Raw genomic sequence first — 21397 nt, forward strand, 5'->3', positions numbered from 1 at the left:
TCGGGTCTTGCGGCTCAGCCAGGCATCAGAAACGCTTGATGTCGGCTTCGGCTTCCAGCTGCTTGCGGTACGCTGCGAAGTCCTGCTGGCCCACACGCGATGCGAGGAAGCGACGATATTGCGCTTTCTCTTCATCGGTCGGAGCCGCTGCTTCGTTCACGCCGTTCAGGCGCACGATGGTCAGGCTACCGTCCGCCAGCGTCACGCTGGTGAAGGTCGGCTTGTCCTTCGCGGCCGGTTTCGGCATGCGGAACAACGCTTGCAGCACCGCTGGATCAACGCCTTCCTGAGCGCGGTTCGCCGCTTCAGTGACTTTCCAGCTTTGACCGTCCACCGCCTTGTCCAGCGGGGTCTTGCCATCACGCAGACTGGCGATCAGTTGCTCCGCCTTGGTTTTGGCAGCAGCGCTGGCGTGCTCTTTGGTCAACTGAGCGCGAATGGCAGTGGCCACGCTTTCCAGCGGCAATTGAGCAGGCTTCAGGTGCTCCTTGGCGCGCAGCACGATCACGGTTTCCGGATCCAGCTCGATGGCGGTGCTGTTGGCACCCTCTTCCAGCACTTCGGTGCTGAACGCGGCAGTCACTACAGCACGGTTGGCTGCAACGCCTTCGCCACCTTCACGGCCGAACGGCTTGGAGGTGTGCACGGTCAGTTTCAGATCCTGCGCCGGCTGGGCCAGGTCGGATGCTTCGAACGACGAGTCTTCCAGTTGCTTGGTCGCCTCGACGAAACGCTGCTCGACTTGCTGGGTTTTCAGCTCGCGGGTCAGCTTGTCCTTCAGGCTGGCCAGGGTCGGCACTTCAGGCGCTTCGACACCCAGCAGCTTGATCAGGTGGAAACCGAAGTCGGTACGAACCGGCTCGGAAACCTGATCCTTGTTCAGCGAGTACAGGGCTTTCTCGAAGGCTGGATCGTAAACGCCAGGACCGGCATAACCGAGGTCACCGCCATTGTTGGCCGAACCCGGATCCTGCGAGAACTCCTTGGCCAGCGCTTCGAACTTCTCGCCCTTGGCCAGACGCGCCTGGACTTCTTCGATCTTCGCCTTGGCCTGAGCTTCGGTGGTCTTGTCGTTCACTTCGATCAGAATGTGCGCCGCACGACGCTGCTCCGACAGGTTGGCGATCTCTTTCTGATACGCCGCCTGCAGGTCTTCGTCCTTGACGGCGACCTGATCGAAGAACGAAGCCTTCTTCAGTTCCAGGTAATCGATGACCACTTGATCCGGGGTCATGAATTCCTTGGCGTGCTCGTCGTAGTAAGCCTTGACCTCGTCATCGGTCAGCTTGACGGCCGAAGGGTCAGCCTTGATGTTCAGCGTGGCGAAGTCGCGGGTCTGTTTTTCCAGACGGGCGAAGGCCAGCACCTGAGCGTCGGTCACGAAACCGCTGCCCGCCACACCGGCGCGCAGTTGGCCGATCAGCATTTCCTGAGCCAGCATCTGGCGGAACTGCATGCGGCTGTAGCCCAGTTGACGGATCACCTGATCGAAACGGTCGGAGCTGAACTTGCCGTCGACCTGGAATTCAGGCGTCTGCAGGATCACTTGGTCCAGGGCCGCTTCGGAGAAAGCGAATTTCGATTGTTCTGCGCCTTGCAGCAGCAGCTTGCGATCGATCAGACCCTTGAGGGCCGATTCGCGCAGCATTTTTTCGTCCAGCAAGGAAGCGTCGAAATCCTTGCCCAGTTGTTGCATCAGCTGACGGCGTTGCATATCCACCGCCTGGCTCAGCTCGTTCTGGCTGATTTCTTCACCGTTGACCTTGGCCGCCTCATTCTTGTGAGTCGTGGCCTGGAAAATGGCGTCGAAACCGGTCAGAGCCATCAGTGCAACGATGACTCCGATAATGGTCTTGGCAATCCAGCCTTGTGAATTGTCCCTGATATTCTGCAGCATGCGTCCCCCAGAAACGGTTGAACTTCAAAATTAGGCAACCGTGGAGCGTGGGTAGAATCCGGATAGAAGAAAGGCGCATCCGAGGATGCGCCTTCTCGTAACTGGCGGAGCGGACAGGGCTCGAACCCTCGATCCCGGTGTGACAGGCAGCTATTCCAACCGCCTGCTCTACCGCTCCGCTGCCAAGTCAGGCATGACCCCGACCCGGATGGGTAAAAACCTGAATCAAACTTAGTTGACGGCTTCTTTCAGGGCTTTACCGGCTTTGAAACCTGGCTTTTTGGCTGCCGCGATTTCCAGAGTCTTGCCGGTCTGTGGGTTACGACCGATGCGAGCTGGACGATCAGTCACGGAGAAAGTACCGAAACCAACCAGAACAACGGAGTCGCCAGCCTTGAGAGCGCCAGTGACGGATTCGATTACAGCGTCCAGCGCACGGCCAGCAGCAGCTTTCGGGATATCAGCGGATGCAGCGATAGCATCAATCAGTTCCGACTTGTTCACTCTAAGTCCCCTTATATCTATTTGAGTATGATTCTAAGTTTTTTGGTGAAAGCAAAAACGAGTGCTGAATGGCCTACAGACACTTAAGAGCCGCTTTATAACAAGGGCTCTAAAAAGCTGTCAAGGAAGCCCCCCAGGCAAAAGCGTATTAATGCGTGCTAATTCTTTCCTTAGAGTCAGACTCACGTTTTTCGTCCTTGGCAACTATCTCCGGAGCCACATCCGGCAAGGGCTCCGGCGCGTATTGCAGCGCAATTTGCAGGACCTCGTCAATCCATTTAACCGGTTTGATCTGCAGATCCTGCTTGATATTGTCAGGAATCTCCTTCAGATCGCGCACGTTCTCTTCCGGAATAATCACTGTCTTGATTCCGCCACGGTGAGCGGCCAGCAGTTTTTCCTTCAGACCGCCAATGGCGAGGACTTGACCACGCAGGGTGATCTCGCCGGTCATGGCAACATCGGCACGCACAGGAATCCCCGTCAAAGCCGACACCAGCGCTGTACACATGCCTACACCGGCGCTCGGGCCGTCTTTCGGCGTAGCGCCTTCCGGCATGTGGATGTGGGTGTCGCGCTTCTCGTGGAAGTCCAGCGGAATGCCCAGGCTCTTGGCACGGCTGCGCACCACGGTCAGGGCCGCAGTGATCGATTCGACCATTACGTCACCCAGCGAACCGGTCTTGATCAGTTGACCTTTGCCCGGCACCACAGCGGCTTCGATGGTCAGCAGTTCGCCGCCCACCTGAGTCCAGGCCAGGCCGGTCACTTGACCGATCTGATCCTGCTGCTCGGCCAGACCGTAGCGGAACTTGCGAACGCCGAGGAAATGCTCCAGCAGATCAGCTGTCACTTTTACCGAGAAGCGTTTTTCCAGCGCATGCTCTTTGACCGCCTTGCGGCAGACCTTGGCAATCTGCCGCTCGAGGCCACGCACACCGGCTTCGCGGGTGTAGTAACGGATAATGTCGCGGATCGCTTCTTCGTCGAATTCCAGCTCGCCCTTCTTCAGGCCGTTGGCTGCAATCTGCTTCGGCGACAGGTACTTGACCGCGATGTTGATCTTCTCGTCTTCGGTGTAGCCCGGCAGACGGATGACTTCCATCCGGTCCAGCAGCGCCGGCGGAATGTTCATGGAGTTCGAGGTGCACAGGAACATCACGTCCGAGAGGTCGTAGTCGACTTCCAGGTAGTGGTCGTTGAAGTTGTGGTTCTGCTCTGGATCGAGCACTTCCAGCAACGCCGACGCCGGGTCGCCACGCATGTCGCTGCCCATTTTGTCGATTTCATCGAGCAGGAACAGCGGGTTGCGCACACCCACTTTTGTCATCTTTTGAATCAATCTTCCTGGCATCGAACCGATGTAAGTCCGACGGTGACCACGGATTTCCGCTTCATCACGCACGCCACCGAGGGCCATGCGCACGAATTTGCGGTTGGTGGCATGGGCGATCGACTCGGCCAGCGAGGTTTTACCCACGCCCGGAGGACCGACCAGGCACAACACCGGGCCACGGATTTTCTTCACGCGCTTCTGTACGGCAAGGTATTCAAGGATGCGTTCCTTGACCTCTTCGAGGCCGTAGTGATCGGCGTCGAGAATGTCTTCGGCGCGAGCCAGGTCCAGACGCACCTTGCTCTGAGCCTTCCACGGCACCTGAACCAGCCAGTCGATGTACGAGCGCACCACGGTGGCTTCGGCGGACATCGGCGACATCTGCTTGAGCTTGTTCAGCTCGGCAGTGGCCTTGGCCAGGGCATCTTTCGGCAGACCGGCAGCGTCGATACGCTTTTTCAGGTCTTCGATTTCGTTGTGGCCTTCGTCGCTGTCGCCGAGCTCTTTCTGAATGGCCTTCATCTGCTCGTTCAGGTAGTACTCGCGCTGACTGCGCTCCATTTGCTTTTTGACGCGGCCACGAATGCGTTTTTCGACTTGCAGCAGGTCGATCTCGGCGTCCAGCAAGGCCAGAACGTGCTCGACCCGGGCCGACAAATCGATGATTTCGAGGATTTCCTGCTTCTGCTCGATCTTCAGCGCCATGTGCGCGGCCATGGTGTCTACCAGGCGGCCAGGCTCGTCGATGCTATTGAGCGACGACAGGACTTCAGCCGGGACTTTCTTGCCCAGCTGCACATATTGTTCGAACTGCGACAGCAGGCTGCGCACGAACACTTCGGATTCACGTTCGGCGGCGTCGACTTCGTCGATCAGCGAGACTTCGGCACGGCAGTGGCCATCGACTTCGCTGAAGCGCTCGACAGCGCCACGCTGCTCGCCTTCGACCAGAACCTTGACGGTGCCGTCAGGCAGTTTGAGCAGCTGCAGAACAGTGGCGATGGTACCTACGCGATAGAGAGCTTCTTCACCGGGATCGTCGTCAGCCGGGTTTCTCTGGGCCAGCAGCAGGATCTGCTTGTCGCCCGTCATCGCGGCCTCGAGGGCTTCGATGGATTTCTCGCGCCCCACGAACAGCGGGATAACCATGTGCGGATACACAACGACATCACGCAATGGCAGGAGAGGCAATTCGATGGTGGTCTTCATGATTTCGCCTCTACGGCGGCCATATGGCCGTAATCAGATGGAATTAAGCTTGAAACCAAGATGGGGGCTGACTTGAAAAAAAACAAGCGCAAAGGGGATGTAAAAAACGACATAAAAAAAAAGAGGCCCGAAGGCCCCTTCTTTGTTCCGGCAGACCGGGCGCTTACGCGTCCGGTGCAGCCTTGGCAGCCGGCTCACTGTTTTCGTAGATATACAGTGGCTTGGACTTGCCTTCGATCACGCTTTCATCGATCACGACTTTGCTCACCTCGGACTGCGAGGGGATTTCATACATCGTGTCGAGCAGCACACCTTCGAGAATCGAACGCAGGCCACGGGCACCGGTTTTACGCTCCAGGGCACGCTTGGCGACCGATTTCAGCGCGTCGGAACGGAATTCCAGATCCACGCCTTCCATCTCGAACAGCTTGGCATACTGTTTGGTCAGGGCATTTTTCGGTTCGGTGAGAATCTGCATCAAAGCAGCCTCATCCAGCTCGTCCAGCGTCGCAAGAACCGGCAGACGACCGACGAATTCCGGGATCAGACCGAACTTGACCAGATCGTCAGGCTCGACTTCACGCAGGGATTCACCGACTTTCTTGCCTTCTTCCTTGCTGCGCACTTCTGCGTTGAAACCGATGCCACCCTTGGTGGAACGGTTCTGAATGACCTTCTCCAGACCGGAGAATGCGCCACCGCAGATGAACAGGATGTTACGGGTATCAACCTGAAGGAATTCCTGCTGCGGATGCTTGCGGCCACCTTGCGGCGGAACGGAAGCGACCGTGCCTTCGATCAGTTTGAGCAAGGCCTGCTGCACGCCTTCACCGGAAACGTCCCGGGTGATCGACGGGTTGTCGGACTTGCGCGAAATCTTGTCGATTTCGTCGATGTAGACAATGCCCATCTGGGCTTTTTCTACGTCGTAATCGCACTTCTGCAGCAGCTTCTGAATGATGTTCTCGACGTCTTCACCCACATAACCCGCCTCGGTGAGGGTGGTTGCGTCGGCGATGGTGAACGGAACGTTCAGCAAGCGGGCCAGTGTTTCGGCCAGCAGGGTTTTACCGGAGCCTGTCGGGCCGATCAGCAGGATGTTGCTCTTGCCGAGTTCGACGTCGTCAGCCTTTTTGTCACGCTGGTTCAGACGCTTGTAGTGGTTGTACACCGCTACTGCCAGAACCTTCTTGGCACGTTCCTGACCAATTACATACTGATCAAGGATGCCGCTGATTTCTTTAGGCGAAGGCAATTTATGCGCGCTGCTTTCGGCCTGTGCTTCCTGCACCTCCTCGCGGATGATGTCATTGCACAGGTCGACGCACTCGTCGCAGATAAAGACCGAGGGGCCGGCAATCAATTTGCGCACTTCATGCTGGCTTTTGCCACAGAAGGAGCAATAGAGCAGCTTGCCGTTGTCCTCGCCGTTGCGGGTGTCAGTCATTCGTTCGATCCAAATCCGATAGGCTTGCAACACAAGATGAAGGCTATTGCGGGCTTTTTCAAGCCCGCCGCTGATCAGACGCGCCGACCAAGCCTATTTTGAGCTGCTTATTTTTAAGCTGGGCGCTGGTTGATCACTTCGTCGATCAGACCGTATTCCTTCGCAGCTTCTGCACTCATGAAGTTGTCGCGGTTGGTGTCGCGCTCGATTTCTTCAAGCGTACGGCCGCTGTGCTTGGCCATCAGCGTGTTCAGACGCTCGCGGATGAAGAGGATTTCCTTGGCATGGATTTCGATGTCCGATGCCTGGCCCTGGAAACCGCCCAGTGGCTGGTGAATCATCACGCGCGAGTTCGGCAGGCAGAAACGCTTGCCAGGAGCACCGGCCGTCAGCAGGAATGCGCCCATGCTGCACGCCTGACCGATACAGGTAGTCGATACGTTTGGCTTGATGAACTGCATGGTGTCGTAGATCGACATGCCCGCTGTCACCGAACCGCCCGGGGAGTTGATGTAAAGATGGATGTCCTTGTCCGGGTTTTCCGCTTCAAGGAACAGCAATTGCGCGCAGATCAGGTTGGCCATGTAGTCCTCTACAGGACCCACCAGAAAGATTACTCGTTCCTTGAGAAGACGCGAGTAGATGTCATAGGCGCGCTCGCCACGAGCAGATTGCTCGACAACCATCGGGACCAGGCCGCCGGCGGCCTGGATATCAGAGTTCTGCTGAATATAGGAATTACGGAACATGCTCTGCAGTCACTCCCAAATAGTCATGTCTTGAATACGCATAAGCCAGCTCGAAGGCTGGCTTATGGTGTGTGCTTCTAACGCAAAAACAATCAGTCGGCTTTTGGAGCTTCTACCGGCTTGACCGCTTCTTCGTAAGAGACCGATTTGTCGGTCACGCTAGCTTTCTGCAGAACAGTATCCACAACTTGTTCTTCCAGCACAACCGAACGAACTTCGTTCAGTTGCTGCTCGTTCTTGTAGTACCAGGACACGACCTGCTCAGGCTCTTGGTAAGCCGAAGCCATTTCCTGGATCATTTCGCGAACGCGGGCTTCGTCCGGCTTCAGGTCGAACTGCTTGACCACTTCGGCCACGATCAGACCCAGCACAACGCGACGCTTGGCTTGTTCTTCGAACAGCTCGGCCGGCAGTTGGTCTGGCTTGATGTTGCCACCGAACTGCTGAACAGCCTGCACGCGCAGACGGTCAACTTCGTTGGACAGCAGAGCCTTAGGCACTTCGATCGGGTTGGTGGCCAGCAGACCGTCCATTACCTGATTCTTGACCTTGGATTTGATCGCCTGACGCAGTTCACGCTCCATGTTCTTGCGAACTTCGGTGCGGAAACCGTCGATGCCGCTTTCCTTGATGCCGAATTGAGCGAAGAACTCTTCGTTCAGCTCAGGCAGTTTTGGCTCGGAAACGGTGTTTACAGTCACGGTGAACTCGGCGGTTTTGCCAGCCAGGTCCAGGTTCTGATAGTCCTCTGGGAAGGTCAGGTTCAGAACGCGCTCTTCGCCGGCTTTAGCGCCGACCAGGTCTTCTTCGAAGCCCGGGATCATGCGGCCGGAACCCAGTACCAGCTGAGTGCCCTTGGCGGAACCGCCAGCGAATACTTCGCCGTCAACCTTGCCAACGAAATCGATGTTCAGCTGGTCTTCGTTCTGGGCAGCGCGATCGGCCACTTCGAAACGGGTGTTCTGCTTGCGCAGGATGTCCAGCATCTTGTCCAGATCGGCGTCAGCCACGTCAGCGCTCAGGCGCTCAACGGTGATGCCTTCGAAGCCGGCAACGGTGAACTCAGGGAACACTTCGAATACGGCTACGTATTCCAGGTCCTTGCCAGCTTCGAGCGATTTTGGCTCGATGGATGGCGAACCGGCCGGGTTCAGCTTCTGCTCAACCACAGCTTCGTAGAAAGTTTTTTGAATCACGTCGCCGATCGCTTCCTGACGTGCGTCAGCACCGAAACGACGTTTGATTTCGCTCATTGGCACTTTGCCTGGACGGAAGCCAGCAATTTTGGCTTTCTGGGCAGTCTGCTGCAGACGCTTGTTGACCTGGCTCTCAATCTGCTCAGCCGGCACGGTGATGCTCATGCGGCGCTCAAGAGCAGTAGTATTTTCAACAGAAACTTGCATGGATATTCCTCGTTGCACAGACGTTAGCCGGCCGTTTCCGACCCAAGAATCAAGGGCAAGCATTCTAGTAGGTCAAACTCAAGAAGTCACCCTACTGAAAACGGGTAAAAAAACAGCAGGCCATTTGAAGGCGGGGACAAACGGTTGCGCCTCGCCCTGTTAGCAAATACAGCCAATTCAAGCCAGGGCTCTGCGCCAACCTCTTCTATATATAGAGGCGGTTGAATCATCTCCCTGACAGCCGACCTCGCAAGCAAGGCCGACGGGCAGTGCAGCATCATCGAGCAACATTAATACGACGAAGCACCCTGCCCTGCGACCCGAAACCTGCAGCCGCCAAAATCCGAAACCGTAAAACAAAAAAGGCGCCAGACTGTTAAATCTGGCGCCTTTCGGAATATGGGGTGGACGATGGGGATCGAACCCACGACAACGGGAGTCACAATCCCGTGCTCTACCAACTGAGCTACGCCCACCATATTGCGTGTCAAAGAAGCCAAACAACTTCTTTGTAGAACCTCACCCGGCCAACGGCATGAATGAAGCTTTGATTGGTGCGGATGAAGAGACTCGAACTCTTACGCCTCGCGGCGCTGGAACCTAAATCCAGTGTGTCTACCAATTCCACCACATCCGCGGATGAAGCTTTTTAAAGCAAAGGCGCCAGACTGTTACATCTGGCGCCTTTCGAAATATGGGGTGGACGATGGGGATCGAACCCACGACAACGGGAGTCACAATCCCGTGCTCTACCAACTGAGCTACGCCCACCATATCGCGTTACTTGTGCCAATGCTGCCTAATGGCGCACCCGGCAGGACTCGAACCTGCGACCATCCGCTTAGAAGGCGGATGCTCTATCCAGCTGAGCTACGGGCGCCTTGTTAGCTGTACCCTTGGAGGACTACAAACTAAGTGCTTTCCAGTCGTTCGAAACCGTAATTTCGTTCGACCTTCTTAACCAGTGCTAGGCTGTGCCCGACAAGTGCGACGAATAGTATAGAGCGACCTGAAGGTCGTCAAATCCTTTTTGAAAAAAATTCATTTAATTAAAGGGCTTAGGGGAATTTGCTGACCAAGCGCCTTTGCCCTCACCGTTTGACATGCGAGAATGCGTTCTCTTTTTTTCCCCTCTCGATGGTTAATCACGCGCAATGACTGCACAACTAATCGACGGCAAATCAATCGCCGCCAGCCTGCGCCAGCAGATCGCCCAACGGGTAGCCGAACGTCGCGAGCAAGGCTTGCGCACTCCCGGCCTCGCGGTGATCCTGGTCGGCAGCGATCCTGCCTCTCAGGTTTATGTCTCGCACAAGCGTAAAGACTGTGAAGAGGTCGGCTTCCTCTCTCAAGCCTACGACCTGCCTTCCGAAACCACTCAGGAAGCACTGACCGATCTGATCGATCGACTGAACGACGACCCGGCAATCGACGGCGTTCTGCTTCAGCTTCCTCTGCCGGAGCACCTGGACGCTTCCAAACTGCTGGAGCGCATCCGCCCGGACAAGGACGTCGACGGCTTCCATCCTTATAACGTCGGCCGTCTGGCCCAGCGCATTCCGCTGCTGCGTCCGTGCACCCCGAAAGGCATCATGACCCTGCTGGAAAGCACCGGTGCCGATCTGTACGGGATGGACGCAGTCGTTGTCGGCGCTTCCAACATCGTTGGTCGCCCGATGGCGATGGAACTGTTGCTGGCCGGTTGCACCGTGACCGTCACCCACCGCTTCACCAAGGATCTGGCCGGCCATGTCGGCCGTGCCGATCTGGTGGTCGTGGCCGCCGGCAAGCCGGGCCTGGTCAAGGGCGAGTGGATCAAGGAAGGCGCGATCGTGATCGACGTCGGCATCAACCGTCAGGACGACGGCAAACTGGTCGGTGACGTCGTGTACGAAACCGCCCTGCCCCGCGCCGGCTGGATCACCCCGGTACCTGGCGGCGTCGGTCCGATGACCCGCGCCTGCCTGCTGGAAAACACCCTCTACGCGGCAGAAACCCTGCACGCCTGAGTCGCGTTTTCCGCACTCCGGAAACCCCGCCTTGTGCGGGGTTTTTCATGCCCTCGAAAAAACTCTCCGCACCGTCCCGCGACAGAACAGCTGGCATCGATGCACGGAGCTACCGATCTCTAATGGGAGGAGGCGTATTCGAGCTAACACGCTGAAGCATCTCTATCATGGGATGTTGAGATGACTGGGCGTATCGTGGCCAGACTGAAGCAGGATTGGATTTTTGACCAATCCAATCCCACTCGGCACGGCAGCACCTCGCTACCACGCCGGGCAGCTTGGAATAGCGAAATGCCTGGAGGCTGACTTGATACCAGAATGGAACGCTGAAGGGGTTCTGCCCCCTGTTAACGAGGATGACCCTGCAGGACACATCAGAGCACCTTATGAGGTAAGCCTTGGTCAGGTGGTGGATCGGTTCGCGACCAGCCCGGAACGGTGTGATATTTTGGCCGGATACCTTGCTCACAGAGCAGAACTGCACAAGATGGGTATCGATTGCGGTTTTCAGTGGCTGGACGGCAGCTTTACTGAGGACATCGAGATGCTGGAGCACCGCCCTCCCCGAGATATTGACGTGGTGACCTTCACTCCTGCTGGTGATGTATTTTTTGACACCCTCGACGACCGCGAAATCAAACTACTTGGCGGCGATCGGGCTAATCTCAAGAAAGAGTTCAAGATCGACTTCTACATCCAGTCATTGAGCGACCCTGCCGAAACGTTGGTAGCCATGACAACCTATTGGTACAGCATGTGGTCACATCGGCGCACCGGCCAGTGGAAAGGTTTTTTGAAAGTTGACCTTTCTCCTGCTCACGATGCAGATGCAGAAGGCTTGCTCGTGGTACGCCGGCAGGAGCTTGAACATGAACAGATCTGAATACACCCACAAGGCTGCGGAGCTCGGCTTTCTTGAGAAGCAGGCTGCCACTCCAGGGATAAGCAAACTTACCCTCATGTCGATTCAGGCAAGAATTGAACAGGCTCGGGCCTGTCTTGTCGACAATGGCAAGCATGTCTATCGACCAGCGAAGGTTCGACTGACTTATCGTGGCGTTCCTGTTTGGGGGACACACGGCGTGCTAGCCGAATTCGGAACTAATGCGACCCGGGCATTCAGCGTCGCGATAACGGCAATAGCAGCGTCGGTTTCCGGATCACTGGCAGACAAGGGCCCCATCCCGAACCGCCTGAGCAACCAGCTTTTAATTACTGGACCAGCTCGCGGATCCTTTGGATTCGAGCTCGAAGAAATCCCTGCGGACAAGCAGCTTGATATCGAGGGCACCACTCCGGTATCGCAAGCTATCGACATTCTAACCGAGCTGCTTGAGGCCACGACCAAAAGCGATGAAGAGTTGTCCGAGCCAGTCTCCCGCCTGGCCGATAGAGCGATAGCTGCCGTATCGGACTTCCTCAACGAGCTATCTGAAAATGATGCGTCCTGTGCGCTAACGACGAACACCCGAAGATTCCAGTTCTCCGACGTTGAGCAAGTTCGCCGCAGTAAAGCGCGGTTAAGCCGAGACAACATCAAAGAGGACGATGAGACCTTAACCGGGGCCTTTGTCGGAGTCTTGCCTGAGAAAAGGGTCTTTGAATTCAAAACCAACAGTGGCGAGATTATTCACGGAAGGATTCCCACGGAAATCACGACCCCGAATGACATCAACGGCCACCTCTACATGCAACTGACCATTCAGGTTACCGCAAGGAGAATCGGGTCGAGCAATCCAAGATACAGGCTCAAAGCACTACCTTGGGCCCAATCTTAACCTCATGCCCGGCCCGAAAACCCTGCACGCCTGAGTCGCGTTTTCCGCCCTCCGAGAACCCCGCCTTGTGCGGGGTTTTTCATGCCCTCGAAAAAACCTTTACCGTTCGCCGGAAACCCCTATTTTTACAGGGCTTTTCACGACTTTTTCATGCCTTGCGGACAACCATCGACAGTTCTTCAACCATACTCCTACAATGCGTCGTTTTTACGACACAGGCCGTTACAAAGAACGGCATTTCCAACCTTCATGAGTTCGCCCGCGTGAATATTCGTCTGTCCATCCTGAGCCTGGTTTTTGCATTTTCAGGCACGCTCCTCACGCCAACGGTCAACGCCGCCGAAACTACCGCTGCCCCTCGAGACGCTTCGCAATTGAAGATTGCCTCCGGCAGTGCCCTGCTGATGGATCTGCAGACCAACAAAGTCATTTATTCCAGCAACCCGGACGTGGTGGTGCCCATCGCTTCCGTGAGCAAGTTGATGACCGGTTTGGTAGTGGTCGAAGCGCACCAGAACATGGACGAATGGATTGACGTCGACATCAGCCGCACACCCGAAATGAAAGGCGTGTTTTCCCGCGTCAAACTGCGAAGCGAACTGCCCCGCCGAGAGATGCTGCTGATTGCCCTGATGTCCTCGGAAAACCGCGCCGCCGCCAGCCTGGCTCACCACTACCCGGGCGGTTACGCTGCGTTTATCGCGGCAATGAACGCCAAGGCCAAGGCACTGGGCATGACCAGCACCCACTTTGTGGAACCCACCGGCCTGTCCGAGCGCAACGTTTCCACCGCCCGCGACCTGAGCAAGTTGCTGGTGGCTGCGCACAAACAGCCGCTGCTCATCGAGCTGACCACCACCAAGGAAAAGACCGTCTCGTTCCGCAAACCCAATTACACCCTGGGCTTTCGTAACACCGATCACCTGGTCAACAAGGCCGACTGGGATATCCGCATCACCAAGACCGGCTTCACCAACCCGGCCGGCCACTGCCTGGTGCTGGTGACCCGCATGGCCAACCGCCCGGTCGCCCTGGTGATTCTCGACGCGTTCGGCAAATACACTCACTTCGCCGATGCCAGCCGCATCCGCAGCTGGGTGGAAACCGGCAAGAGCGCCAACGTCCCGGCCGTGGCTCAGCAATACAAGGCCGACAAGAACCTCAAGAGTCGCCAGAGCGGCGTGATCGAAGCCTCCAAATAATCCGTCACTCATGAAAAAGCCCCGAATCGTCGGGGCTTTTTCATTTATGCACTCAGTCGTTGGGCAACGGCATCTTGTCGTCATCGGGAATGCCGTCACCGGCGCTCGGGTCGCGCGAATGCTCCGGCGTTATCACCGCCGGACGCGCCAGCGGATCGCGCATGGGGCTCTCCGGGTCCAGCACCGGATCAACTTCCGGCTCAGGCGTGGTGGGCACACTGTCAGGCTTGTGGTCGTCGAAACTCGAATCGGTACTCATACGCACCTCGCTTCAAGGCTTGAGATCAGCCAAGGGATCGTAAGGCTTGGCCGGACGTTTGGGATCATCGCCCGGCTGCACATCCTTCGGCGCCTTCGCCGGGCCGATGGGATCGACTTGCGGATCGTCCAGGTCAGGCGAGTCCGGATCGAAACCCAGGTCGTCGCCACTGCCATGCTCGGAAGAATGTGGCCCGCTGGGTGAATTGGGGATTGCCATGTTCGTCTCCTGATACCTCGCCCGTAAAACACGGGACGCTACAGTTCAGAAGCGCATCCCCCGCCAGGGTGCCCGACAAGCGACGAACGGAAGCTCAGTGCGCCGCCAGCGCCTTCCTCGCCTGCGCCGCTTCCCGTTCCTGTCCGGCTTGAGCCAGTGCGTCGGCAGCCTTGAGCCAGCGCTGTTGATCGACCGCTGCGGGAATCTGCGTCGGTTTCTGGATCAACACTGCCCAGCCGCCGGACTTTTCGAGAGCCGACTCGAACGAGCTGAAGCTCATCAATTCACGGCGATTCATCCCGGCGCGCAGCAGCACTTTCTGCTTCAGACGATCATAGCCGGAGAGGATCGCGTAACGCGGCTCCGCCCAGAATGCCGAACCTTCGCTGAAACGCACCATCACCGGATACCCGGCCGCCACTTGGGTCAGCAACGCCGGCAGGTTGCTGTCCAGCGGATACACGACCATCCCATACTCACGCGCAAGGCTCTGCAGATTCTGTTGCAACTTGTCCTCGGCGCCCGGCAAATGCAGCGGCTTTTCCAGCAACCCCGGGGTAATCACGATGCCCTGCTGCGACAGCAGACTGGCCAGCACTTGCGGCCCGCTTTGATAGGCCTCACCGCGATAGAAGGTGCCGCTGAGCTCGACCCGCTCCGGCAGGCGCTTGACCTCCGGCGCCACACTGCCCGCACACCCCACCAATGCTGTTACGCAACCGGCCACCAGCAGCGCCGCGCGAATCCGGGAAAATAGCTGCACCATCGTCACTCTCTTGATCAGTTACCGGTCATCGTGTTCCGGCTTGGTCGAGGATCATAGGACGGCGCCACGCTGCGGTATAGCCCAAAGCGGCAGATGCATCGGTTGCATAGAGCGAACTGATTGGTCACCACCGACCTTTGGTCAATAGCCTGAAACACACCAGCGACTAGACTGTCACTCAGACAAGAGCCAAAGAAAGAGCGCCCGACGCAGGGCAAAGAGGAGGCACAGATGAGCCTGACCATGACCATCGTAATGCTGATTGCCGGCTGGCTGGCCGTTGCCGCCGCCATGCTGTGGGGCGTGTTGCGGATTTCCCGCCGCCATCACCACCCGGTACAACCTGCACCGATCAGGAAGATCGAGAAACACGACGCCCGTCACGCCACCGCGCACTGACTTTCCGTAACCGACACAAACAAAAAGGCCGCCTGGACTCTCGCGAGTTCAGGCGGCCTTTGGTTTTCCGGCGATTACGCTTCGGCAGTCAGTTTCTTCTGCTTGGCGCGGCGCGACATCATGTTCAGCACTTCAATCGAAGCCGAGAACGCCATGGCGGCATACACATAACCTTTCGGTACGTGGGCACCGAAGCCTTCGGCGATCAGCGTCATGCCGATCATGATCAGGAAGCCCAGAGCCAGCATCACCACCGTCGGATTGTCGTTAATGAACTTGGCCAGCGGATCAGCTGCAAACAGCATCACCAGCACCGAGACCACAACCGCGATCACCATGATCGGCAAGTGTTCGGTCATGCCGACAGCAGTAATGATGCTGTCGATCGAGAACACCATGTCCAGCATCAGGATCTGCCCGATGGCGGCGGCGAAGCCCAAGGTCACCTTAGACGTCGCAGTCTTCGGATCTTCCGGTGCCGGATCCATGCTGTGATGGATTTCCGTGGTGGCTTTCCACAACAGGAACAGGCCGCCGGCGATCAGGATCATGTCTTTCCAGGAGAACGCGTGGCCGAGAATCTCGATGACCGGCGCGGTCAGCTGAACGATGAACGCGATGGTGCTCAACAGGGCCAGACGCATGATCAGCGCCATGCCGATCCCCAGACGACGGGCCTTCTGCCGGTACTGCTCGGGCAGTTTGTTGGTCAGGATCGAGATAAAGATCAGGTTATCGATGCCAAGCACGATCTCCATCACCACCAACGTGGCCAAGGCAATCCAGGCGGTCGGGCTGGCGGCGAGTTCTAACAGATATTCCATGGGTCAGTCCTGACTCTGTGTAAGACGGTTTAGATTTCCTGGGAGGACGATTCGGATTTTTCTTCGTCGTCTTTCGGTTCTTTCTTGCTGATCAGATTGCCGGTGGCATCGCTGAGCGCCTCTTCGGCGGCTTTATGCGTGTCGTCGATGGCTTGCTTGGCCGCTTCGGCCGCCTGCCCCATCAGTTGCTGGGCGCTCTTTTCGGCCTGGTCGCAACCGGCCAGTACCAGTAAAGACGCGATCAACAGCCCCGTAGTTTTTAGTTTCATGATGCTTCCCTCGATAGAACAGACAGCGCCGTAAAGACCGGCCGTCGATGGCTGGGCATTCTAGGGAGACAGACACTTCAGGAAAATTCGTATTTTTAGCGGCTATACTTCGATTTATACGAACTGTATTTGACGGACCGAACCCCATGCTCAATTACCGACAACTGCACTACTTCTGGGTGGTGGCCAAGACCGGCAGCATCGTGCGCGCCTGCGAGCAACTGAATCTGACGCCACAGACCATCAGCGGACAGATTTCTCTGCTCGAACAGACTTACGGCATCGAACTGTTTCAAAGGGTCGGCCGGCAACTTGAGCTCACCGAGGCCGGGCGCCAGGCCCTGCCCTACGCCGAGCAGATGTTCCAGCTCGGCGGTGAACTGGAGTTGATGCTGCGCGCCCAGCCCAATGAACAGCAGATCCTGTTCCGGGTCGGCGTGGCGGACGTGGTGCCCAAATCCATCGTCTATCGCCTGATCGCGCCGACCATGGAATTGAGCGAGCCACTGCGCATCACCTGCCGCGAAGACAAACTCGAGCGCCTGCTGGCGGACCTGGCGATCCAGCGCCTGGACCTGGTGATCTCCGACAGCCCGATGCCCTCGCACCTGGACATCAAGGGCTACAGCCAGAAGCTTGGGGAATGCGGGATCAGTTTTTTCGCCACCGCCGAGCTGGCAGCGCAATACGGTCAGGATTTCCCGCGCAGCCTGCACGGTGCGCCGCTGTTGATCCCCGGCGCGGAAACCGTGGTGCGCAGCCGCTTGCAGCGCTGGTTCGCCGAGCAGCAGATTCAGCCGAGGATTGTCGGGGAGTTCGATGACAGCGCCTTGATGCAGGCGTTCGGCCAGTCCGGCAGCGGGATTTTCATCGGCCCGAGCGTGATTGCCGATGAGGTGAAACGCCAGTACGGCGTCGAGTTGATCGGCCAGACCGATGCGGTGAGCGAGTCGTTTTACGCGATCTCGGTGGAGCGCAAGGTCAAGCACCCCGGCATCAAAGCGATTACCGAAGGTGCCCGACGCGAGCTGTTTACAGCGTTTTAAGCCGGCGCGCAGACGTCGCGCGGCTTGAGCACCATCAGCACCATGGCGAGGAAAATCGACAGCAGAATGAACCCGGCAGCGGCAAAGCCCACAAAGCCCAGGCCGGCGCTGTCGATTACCCGACCGCCAATGATCGCGCCCAGACCAATCCCGAGGTTGGCCCCGGCAATGTTCAGCGACGCGGCAAAGGCCGGCGCCTCAGGTGCGGCTTTCATCAAGCGCACGTGACTGACCAGAAACAGCGCCGCCTGAGTCACGCCCCAGATACCCATCGCCGCCGCCAGACCCAACGACGAATTGATGTTCGGCACCAGCGCCACCATCCCCGGGATCATGAACGCACAGAACATCACCGACGCCATCAGCGGATGACGATCCACCGCGCGACCGCCCAGCGAGTTGCCAATCAGACCGACCGCGCCAAAGCCCATCAGGCACCAGCCGACCACGGTGCCATTGAAGCCGGCCAGACGTTCGAGGATGTCCGCCAGATAGGTATAAGCGGTGAACATGCCGCTAAACACCAGGATCGACAGCAGCACATGGCCGAGCATCAGCGGGCTGCGCAGGATCTTGAACTGCGAAGCGAAGCTGACCTGATGCTGGTGCAGGCTGGTTTTCGGCAGATAGACAAACAGCAGCAACGCCTTGGCAAACGCGATCACCGCCAGAATGGCGAACGCACTGCGCCAGCCGAACGCATCGGAAATCAGCGTGCCGACCGGAATGCCGAACACGGTGGCGCAGACGATGCCGAAGCCGATCTTGGCGATCGCGCGACCGGCGAAGTCCGGGCCGACGATGTCCACCGCCGTTTCGCTGGCCAGCGCCCAGAACACCGGAAGCCCCAGCGCCGGGATCAGCCGGGCAATCGCCATGACCCAGATGTTCGGCGCCAATGCCGCCACGGTATTGGCCAGACCGAACATGATCAGGATGGTGATGAACAGTTTGCGGCGCTCGAAGCGGGCGAAATAGGCGGTCAAGAATGGACCGAACATCGCCACGGTGAACGCGAACAGAGTCACCAGCAGCCCGGCCTGCGGGATGGTGACGGCCAGGTCGCGGGCAATCGCCGGCAACAGGCCGACGATGACGAACTCCGTGGTCAGCACCGTGAATCCGGCGGCAGACAACAGAAGGATGGGCAACAGCATGAGGAACTCCAGCAAAACGACGACACCAGCGCTGACCCGAGGGCCCGCCGGCAGAACTTGAAAATAAGGATGCGCAATCTTAACAGAGTGTTTCCCGAGTGACTTGCACAAACCTGTCTAAGTTGTGGATGGATCCGGTGGCAGATCGTCACAGGTCTGAAGGATCCGGACGACGCTGTGATAAAGTCCGCGCCCTGCAAAACGTACACCCTGTTCAGCCACCCGTTTAACGGCGTGGTTGTCGCGTCAGTCCTTTCGGTTCGTGTCTGTGGCCTGCCCCCGATTCATCGCCCGGATCACGCAACCTTGCACCCTATAAAAAACCAGAGATGCCGTTATGACCGCTTCATCCCCTTCTCTATTGCAACGTCTTAAAAGCCTCAGCCTGGTCACCCAGATCCTGATCGGCCTGATTGCCGGCATCGCCCTCGCGCTGTTCGCGCCGGAAGCGGCCAAAGGCACGGCCTTCATCGGCAAGGTGTTCGTCTCGGCGTTGAAAGCCGTGGCGCCGATCCTGGTGTTTGTGCTGGTCATGGCGTCGATCGCCAACCACAAGCACGGCCAGGAAACCCATATCCGGCCGATCCTGTTCCTGTATCTGCTGGGCACCTTCGCCGCTGCCGTGGTCGCGGTGATCGCCAGCATGATGTTCCCGTCGCATCTGGTGCTGTCCACCGACAACATCGCGGTAAGCGCGCCGGGCGGCATCAGTGAAGTGCTGCAAAGCCTGTTGCTGAGCGTGGTCGACAACCCGGTGAGCGCACTGATGAACGCCAACTTCATCGGCATTCTGGCCTGGGCCATCGGCATGGGCGTGGCCATCCGCCACGCCGGCGACACCACCCGCGAAGTGGTCAGCGACCTGTCCAACGGCGTGACCCTGATCGTGCGCGTGGTGATTCGCTTCGCACCGTTGGGGATTTTCGGTCTGGTGGCCTCGACTCTGGCCACCTCCGGTTTCGGTGCACTGGTCGGTTATGCGCACCTGCTGGCGGTACTGCTGGGCTGCATGCTGTTCGTAGCGCTGGTGATGAACCCGTTGATCGTGTTCTGGAAGCTGCGTCGCAACCCGTACCCGCTGACGCTTCAGTGCCTGCGTGAAAGCGGCATCACCGCGTTCTTCACCCGCAGCTCGGCGGCGAACATTCCGGTCAACCTGGAACTGAGCAAGCGCCTGGGCCTGCATGAAGACACCTACTCGGTATCGATTCCGCTCGGCGCCACCATCAACATGGCCGGTGCGTCGATCACCATCACCGTGCTGACCCTCGCGGCCGTGCACACCCTGGGCATCGCCGTGGACATCCCGACCGCGATCCTGCTCAGCGTCGTCGCGGCGATCTGCGCCTGCGGTGCGTCGGGCGTGGCCGGTGGCTCGCTGCTGCTGATCCCGCTGGCGTGCAGCCTGTTCGGCATCCCGAGCGAAATCGCCATGCAGGTGGTGGCGGTCGGTTTCATCATCGGCGTGCTGCAGGATTCGGCCGAGACGGCGCTGAATTCCTCCACCGACGTGCTGTTCACCGCCGCCGCATGCCTGGGCGAAGAACAGAAAGCTCAGCGTCCGGCGTAAAAACCCGGCGCAACAAAAAGCCCGCCAAGGCGTAAACCTTGGCGGGCTTTTTGTTGCAGAACGTTTTAGAACGCGCCCATGTAATCACGCTTGCCCACTTCCACACCGTTGTGACGCAGCAATGCGTAGGTGGTGGTGACGTGGAAGAAGAACTGCGGCAGGCCGTAGCTCAGCAGGTAAGCCTGGCCACTGAAGCGCTTCTCTTTCGGGGTGCCCGGACGAGTCACGATCTCGATGCCTTCCTTGCCATTGATCTGCTCTGGCTTGATCTCGCCGATTAAGGCCAGAACCTTGGTGATCAGCGCCTGCAGCTCGGCGAAGGTGGTTTCGGTGTCGTCATATTTCGGGATTTCGATTTCGGCCAGACGCGAGGACACGCCTTTGGCGAAGTCCACGGCGATCTGCACCTGACGCACCAGCGGGAACATGTCCGGGTACAGACGCGCTTGCAGGAAGGCGTTCGGGTCGATGTTTTTCTCGGTGGCGTGGGCTTCAGCCTTTTTCAGCACATCGCTCACGGCGTTGAGCATTTGTTGGAAAACCGGGACGGATGCGGCGTACAGGGAAATGGTCATGGCAGTCTCACGTGGTGGCTGGGTGAATCGTGGGGGCGATTATAGCCATGCTCGCATGGCGGCGCGGCTTGTCTTTTATCCAGCAAGGATTAGGCTAGGCGCCTTCGACTGCAGAGGGAACGCGCGATGACCACAGAATTTGAAACCAGCTCCGACGAACCACGGCTCAACGCCACGGAAATCCGCATTCTGGGCTCGTTGATCGAGAAACAGGCCACCAGCCCGGAAACCTACCCGTTGACCCTCAACGCGCTGGTGCTGGCCTGCAACCAGAAAACCAGCCGGGAACCGGTGATGAACCTGACCCAGGGCCAGGTCGGCCAGAGCCTGCGCGCCCTCGAAAGCCGCGGTTTCGCCAAACTGGTGATGGGCAGCCGCGCCGACCGCTGGGAGCACAAGGTCGACAAGGCGCTGGAGCTGGTGCCGGCGCAATTGATCCTGACCGGGCTGATGTTCCTGCGCGGCCCGCAGACCGTCAACGAACTGCTGACCCGCAGCGGCCGCATGCATGAATTCGAAGACGCCGAACAAGTGGTGCATCAGCTGGAACGCCTGATCGCCCGGGAGCTGGCGGTGTTGATTCCGCGTCAGGCCGGTCAGCGCGAAGATCGCTACACCCACGCGCTGGGCGATCCGGCGGACATCGAGGCGATTATCGCGGCACGACAGAATCCGAGTGATCGCGGCGCTGCCAGCGGCGTGTCAGTGGAGCGCATCGAAGAGCTGGAAGCGCGGATTGCAGCGCTGGAAGAGCGTCTGGCCCGCCTCGAAGAATAAAC

The 21397-nt window shown here is 58.2% G+C and carries 21 protein-coding genes and 4 tRNA genes; 8 read left to right on the top strand and 17 right to left on the bottom strand.

From position 1 onward, the window contains the following. Positions 1-25 precede the first annotated feature (25 nt). The 10 genes from ABTV87_RS18790 to ABTV87_RS18835 all read right to left on the bottom strand — a co-directional run bounded on the left by ABTV87_RS18790 (position 26) and on the right by ABTV87_RS18835 (position 9425). Positions 26-1897, bottom strand: a complete 1872-nt coding sequence (locus ABTV87_RS18790; protein ID WP_085608326.1) for a SurA N-terminal domain-containing protein — start codon at positions 1895-1897, stop codon at positions 26-28. Positions 1898-2128: 231 nt separating this feature from the next. Next, a complete protein-coding gene (locus ABTV87_RS18795; RefSeq protein WP_002552737.1) occupies positions 2129-2401 on the bottom strand; it encodes an HU family DNA-binding protein in 273 nt (90 codons plus the stop codon). A 148-nt stretch (positions 2402-2549) separates the two neighbouring features. After that, positions 2550-4946 carry an endopeptidase La gene (gene lon, locus ABTV87_RS18800; protein WP_007951557.1) on the bottom strand — a complete coding sequence of 799 codons (2397 nt, stop codon included), beginning with the start codon at positions 4944-4946 and terminating at the stop codon, positions 2550-2552. 163 nt (positions 4947-5109) lie between these two features. Further along, on the bottom strand, positions 5110-6393 hold the full coding sequence (clpX, locus tag ABTV87_RS18805; protein WP_007951558.1) for an ATP-dependent Clp protease ATP-binding subunit ClpX: 1284 nt from the start codon (positions 6391-6393) through the stop codon (positions 5110-5112). Between the two features lie 113 nt (positions 6394-6506). After that, entirely contained in the window at positions 6507-7142 is a 636-nt protein-coding gene (gene clpP / locus ABTV87_RS18810; protein ID WP_007951559.1) for an ATP-dependent Clp endopeptidase proteolytic subunit ClpP, read from the bottom strand. A 92-nt stretch (positions 7143-7234) separates the two neighbouring features. Continuing rightward, positions 7235-8545 carry a trigger factor gene (gene tig, locus ABTV87_RS18815; protein WP_433898118.1) on the bottom strand — a complete coding sequence of 437 codons (1311 nt, stop codon included), beginning with the start codon at positions 8543-8545 and terminating at the stop codon, positions 7235-7237. A 400-nt stretch (positions 8546-8945) separates the two neighbouring features. Next, positions 8946-9021 (bottom strand) — tRNA-His (locus tag ABTV87_RS18820). A gap of 76 nt (positions 9022-9097) precedes the next feature. Then, positions 9098-9182, bottom strand: a tRNA-Leu gene (locus tag ABTV87_RS18825). Positions 9183-9240: 58 nt separating this feature from the next. After that, positions 9241-9316: transfer RNA gene (locus ABTV87_RS18830), tRNA-His, on the bottom strand. 32 nt (positions 9317-9348) lie between these two features. Further along, positions 9349-9425, bottom strand: a tRNA-Arg gene (locus ABTV87_RS18835). Positions 9426-9699: 274 nt separating this feature from the next. Here ABTV87_RS18835 and folD point away from each other — a divergent pair. From folD to pbpG, 4 genes are all read left to right on the top strand, one after another. Further along, positions 9700-10554, top strand: a complete 855-nt coding sequence (gene folD / locus ABTV87_RS18840; RefSeq protein ID WP_085608325.1) for a bifunctional methylenetetrahydrofolate dehydrogenase/methenyltetrahydrofolate cyclohydrolase FolD — start codon at positions 9700-9702, stop codon at positions 10552-10554. Positions 10555-10777: 223 nt separating this feature from the next. Beyond that, positions 10778-11437 carry a DUF6932 family protein gene (locus tag ABTV87_RS18845; protein ID WP_433898119.1) on the top strand — a complete coding sequence of 220 codons (660 nt, stop codon included), beginning with the start codon at positions 10778-10780 and terminating at the stop codon, positions 11435-11437. Further along, positions 11424-12332: a hypothetical protein gene (locus ABTV87_RS18850; RefSeq protein WP_085608323.1), complete on the top strand. Its 909-nt coding sequence runs from the start codon at positions 11424-11426 to the stop codon at positions 12330-12332. Before ABTV87_RS18845 ends, ABTV87_RS18850 begins: the two co-directional genes overlap by 14 nt. Positions 12333-12595: 263 nt before the next feature. Next, the gene (pbpG, locus tag ABTV87_RS18855) at positions 12596-13534 is read left to right on the top strand and encodes a D-alanyl-D-alanine endopeptidase (RefSeq protein ID WP_007951562.1); all 939 of its coding nucleotides are present in this window, start codon (positions 12596-12598) and stop codon (positions 13532-13534) included. A 52-nt stretch (positions 13535-13586) separates the two neighbouring features. On the opposite strand, the gene ABTV87_RS18860 is transcribed toward pbpG, so the two are convergent. From ABTV87_RS18860 to ABTV87_RS18870, 3 genes are all read right to left on the bottom strand, one after another. Beyond that, positions 13587-13793 (bottom strand): hypothetical protein, encoded by a 207-nt coding sequence (locus tag ABTV87_RS18860; RefSeq protein WP_085608322.1) that lies wholly within the window; start codon positions 13791-13793, stop codon positions 13587-13589. Between the two features lie 12 nt (positions 13794-13805). Further along, the gene (locus ABTV87_RS18865; protein ID WP_064380821.1) at positions 13806-14012 is read right to left on the bottom strand and encodes a DUF6021 family protein; all 207 of its coding nucleotides are present in this window, start codon (positions 14010-14012) and stop codon (positions 13806-13808) included. Between the two features lie 94 nt (positions 14013-14106). Continuing rightward, positions 14107-14778, bottom strand: coding sequence for a peptidase C39 family protein (locus ABTV87_RS18870; protein WP_039767624.1), 672 nt, complete (start codon positions 14776-14778; stop codon positions 14107-14109). 231 nt (positions 14779-15009) lie between these two features. Here ABTV87_RS18870 and ABTV87_RS18875 point away from each other — a divergent pair, with 231 nt between their 5' ends. Next, positions 15010-15177: a hypothetical protein gene (locus ABTV87_RS18875; protein ID WP_433898120.1), complete on the top strand. Its 168-nt coding sequence runs from the start codon at positions 15010-15012 to the stop codon at positions 15175-15177. Positions 15178-15251: 74 nt separating this feature from the next. Here the strand turns inward: ABTV87_RS18875 and ABTV87_RS18880 are convergent, their stop codons facing one another. Beyond that, complete coding sequence (locus ABTV87_RS18880) at positions 15252-16001, bottom strand: TerC family protein (RefSeq protein WP_085608320.1); 750 nt, start codon at positions 15999-16001, stop codon at positions 15252-15254. Between the two features lie 29 nt (positions 16002-16030). Beyond that, complete coding sequence (locus ABTV87_RS18885) at positions 16031-16270, bottom strand: hypothetical protein (protein ID WP_085608319.1); 240 nt, start codon at positions 16268-16270, stop codon at positions 16031-16033. 146 nt (positions 16271-16416) lie between these two features. On the opposite strand from ABTV87_RS18885, the gene nhaR reads away from it, so the two are divergent. Then, positions 16417-17316 carry a transcriptional activator NhaR gene (gene nhaR, locus ABTV87_RS18890; protein WP_007951569.1) on the top strand — a complete coding sequence of 300 codons (900 nt, stop codon included), beginning with the start codon at positions 16417-16419 and terminating at the stop codon, positions 17314-17316. Here nhaR and ABTV87_RS18895 read toward each other — a convergent pair. Then, positions 17313-18473: an MFS transporter gene (locus ABTV87_RS18895; RefSeq protein WP_007951570.1), complete on the bottom strand. Its 1161-nt coding sequence runs from the start codon at positions 18471-18473 to the stop codon at positions 17313-17315. The genes nhaR and ABTV87_RS18895 overlap by 4 nt on opposite strands. 337 nt (positions 18474-18810) lie before the next feature. On the opposite strand from ABTV87_RS18895, the gene sstT reads away from it, so the two are divergent. Beyond that, entirely contained in the window at positions 18811-20043 is a 1233-nt protein-coding gene (gene sstT, locus ABTV87_RS18900) for a serine/threonine transporter SstT (RefSeq protein ID WP_085608318.1), read from the top strand. A gap of 65 nt (positions 20044-20108) precedes the next feature. Here sstT and ABTV87_RS18905 read toward each other — a convergent pair whose 3' ends face one another. Beyond that, on the bottom strand, positions 20109-20618 hold the full coding sequence (locus tag ABTV87_RS18905) for a DUF1993 domain-containing protein (protein WP_433898121.1): 510 nt from the start codon (positions 20616-20618) through the stop codon (positions 20109-20111). 126 nt (positions 20619-20744) lie between these two features. On the opposite strand from ABTV87_RS18905, the gene ABTV87_RS18910 reads away from it, so the two are divergent. Continuing rightward, entirely contained in the window at positions 20745-21395 is a 651-nt protein-coding gene (locus ABTV87_RS18910) for a YceH family protein (protein ID WP_007951573.1), read from the top strand. Positions 21396-21397: the final 2 nt, after the last annotated feature.

Origin of the sequence: Pseudomonas sp. PSE1(2024), from assembly GCF_050990555.1 — a bacterium.
Classification (GTDB): Bacteria; Pseudomonadota; Gammaproteobacteria; order Pseudomonadales; family Pseudomonadaceae; genus Aquipseudomonas; species Aquipseudomonas aphyarum.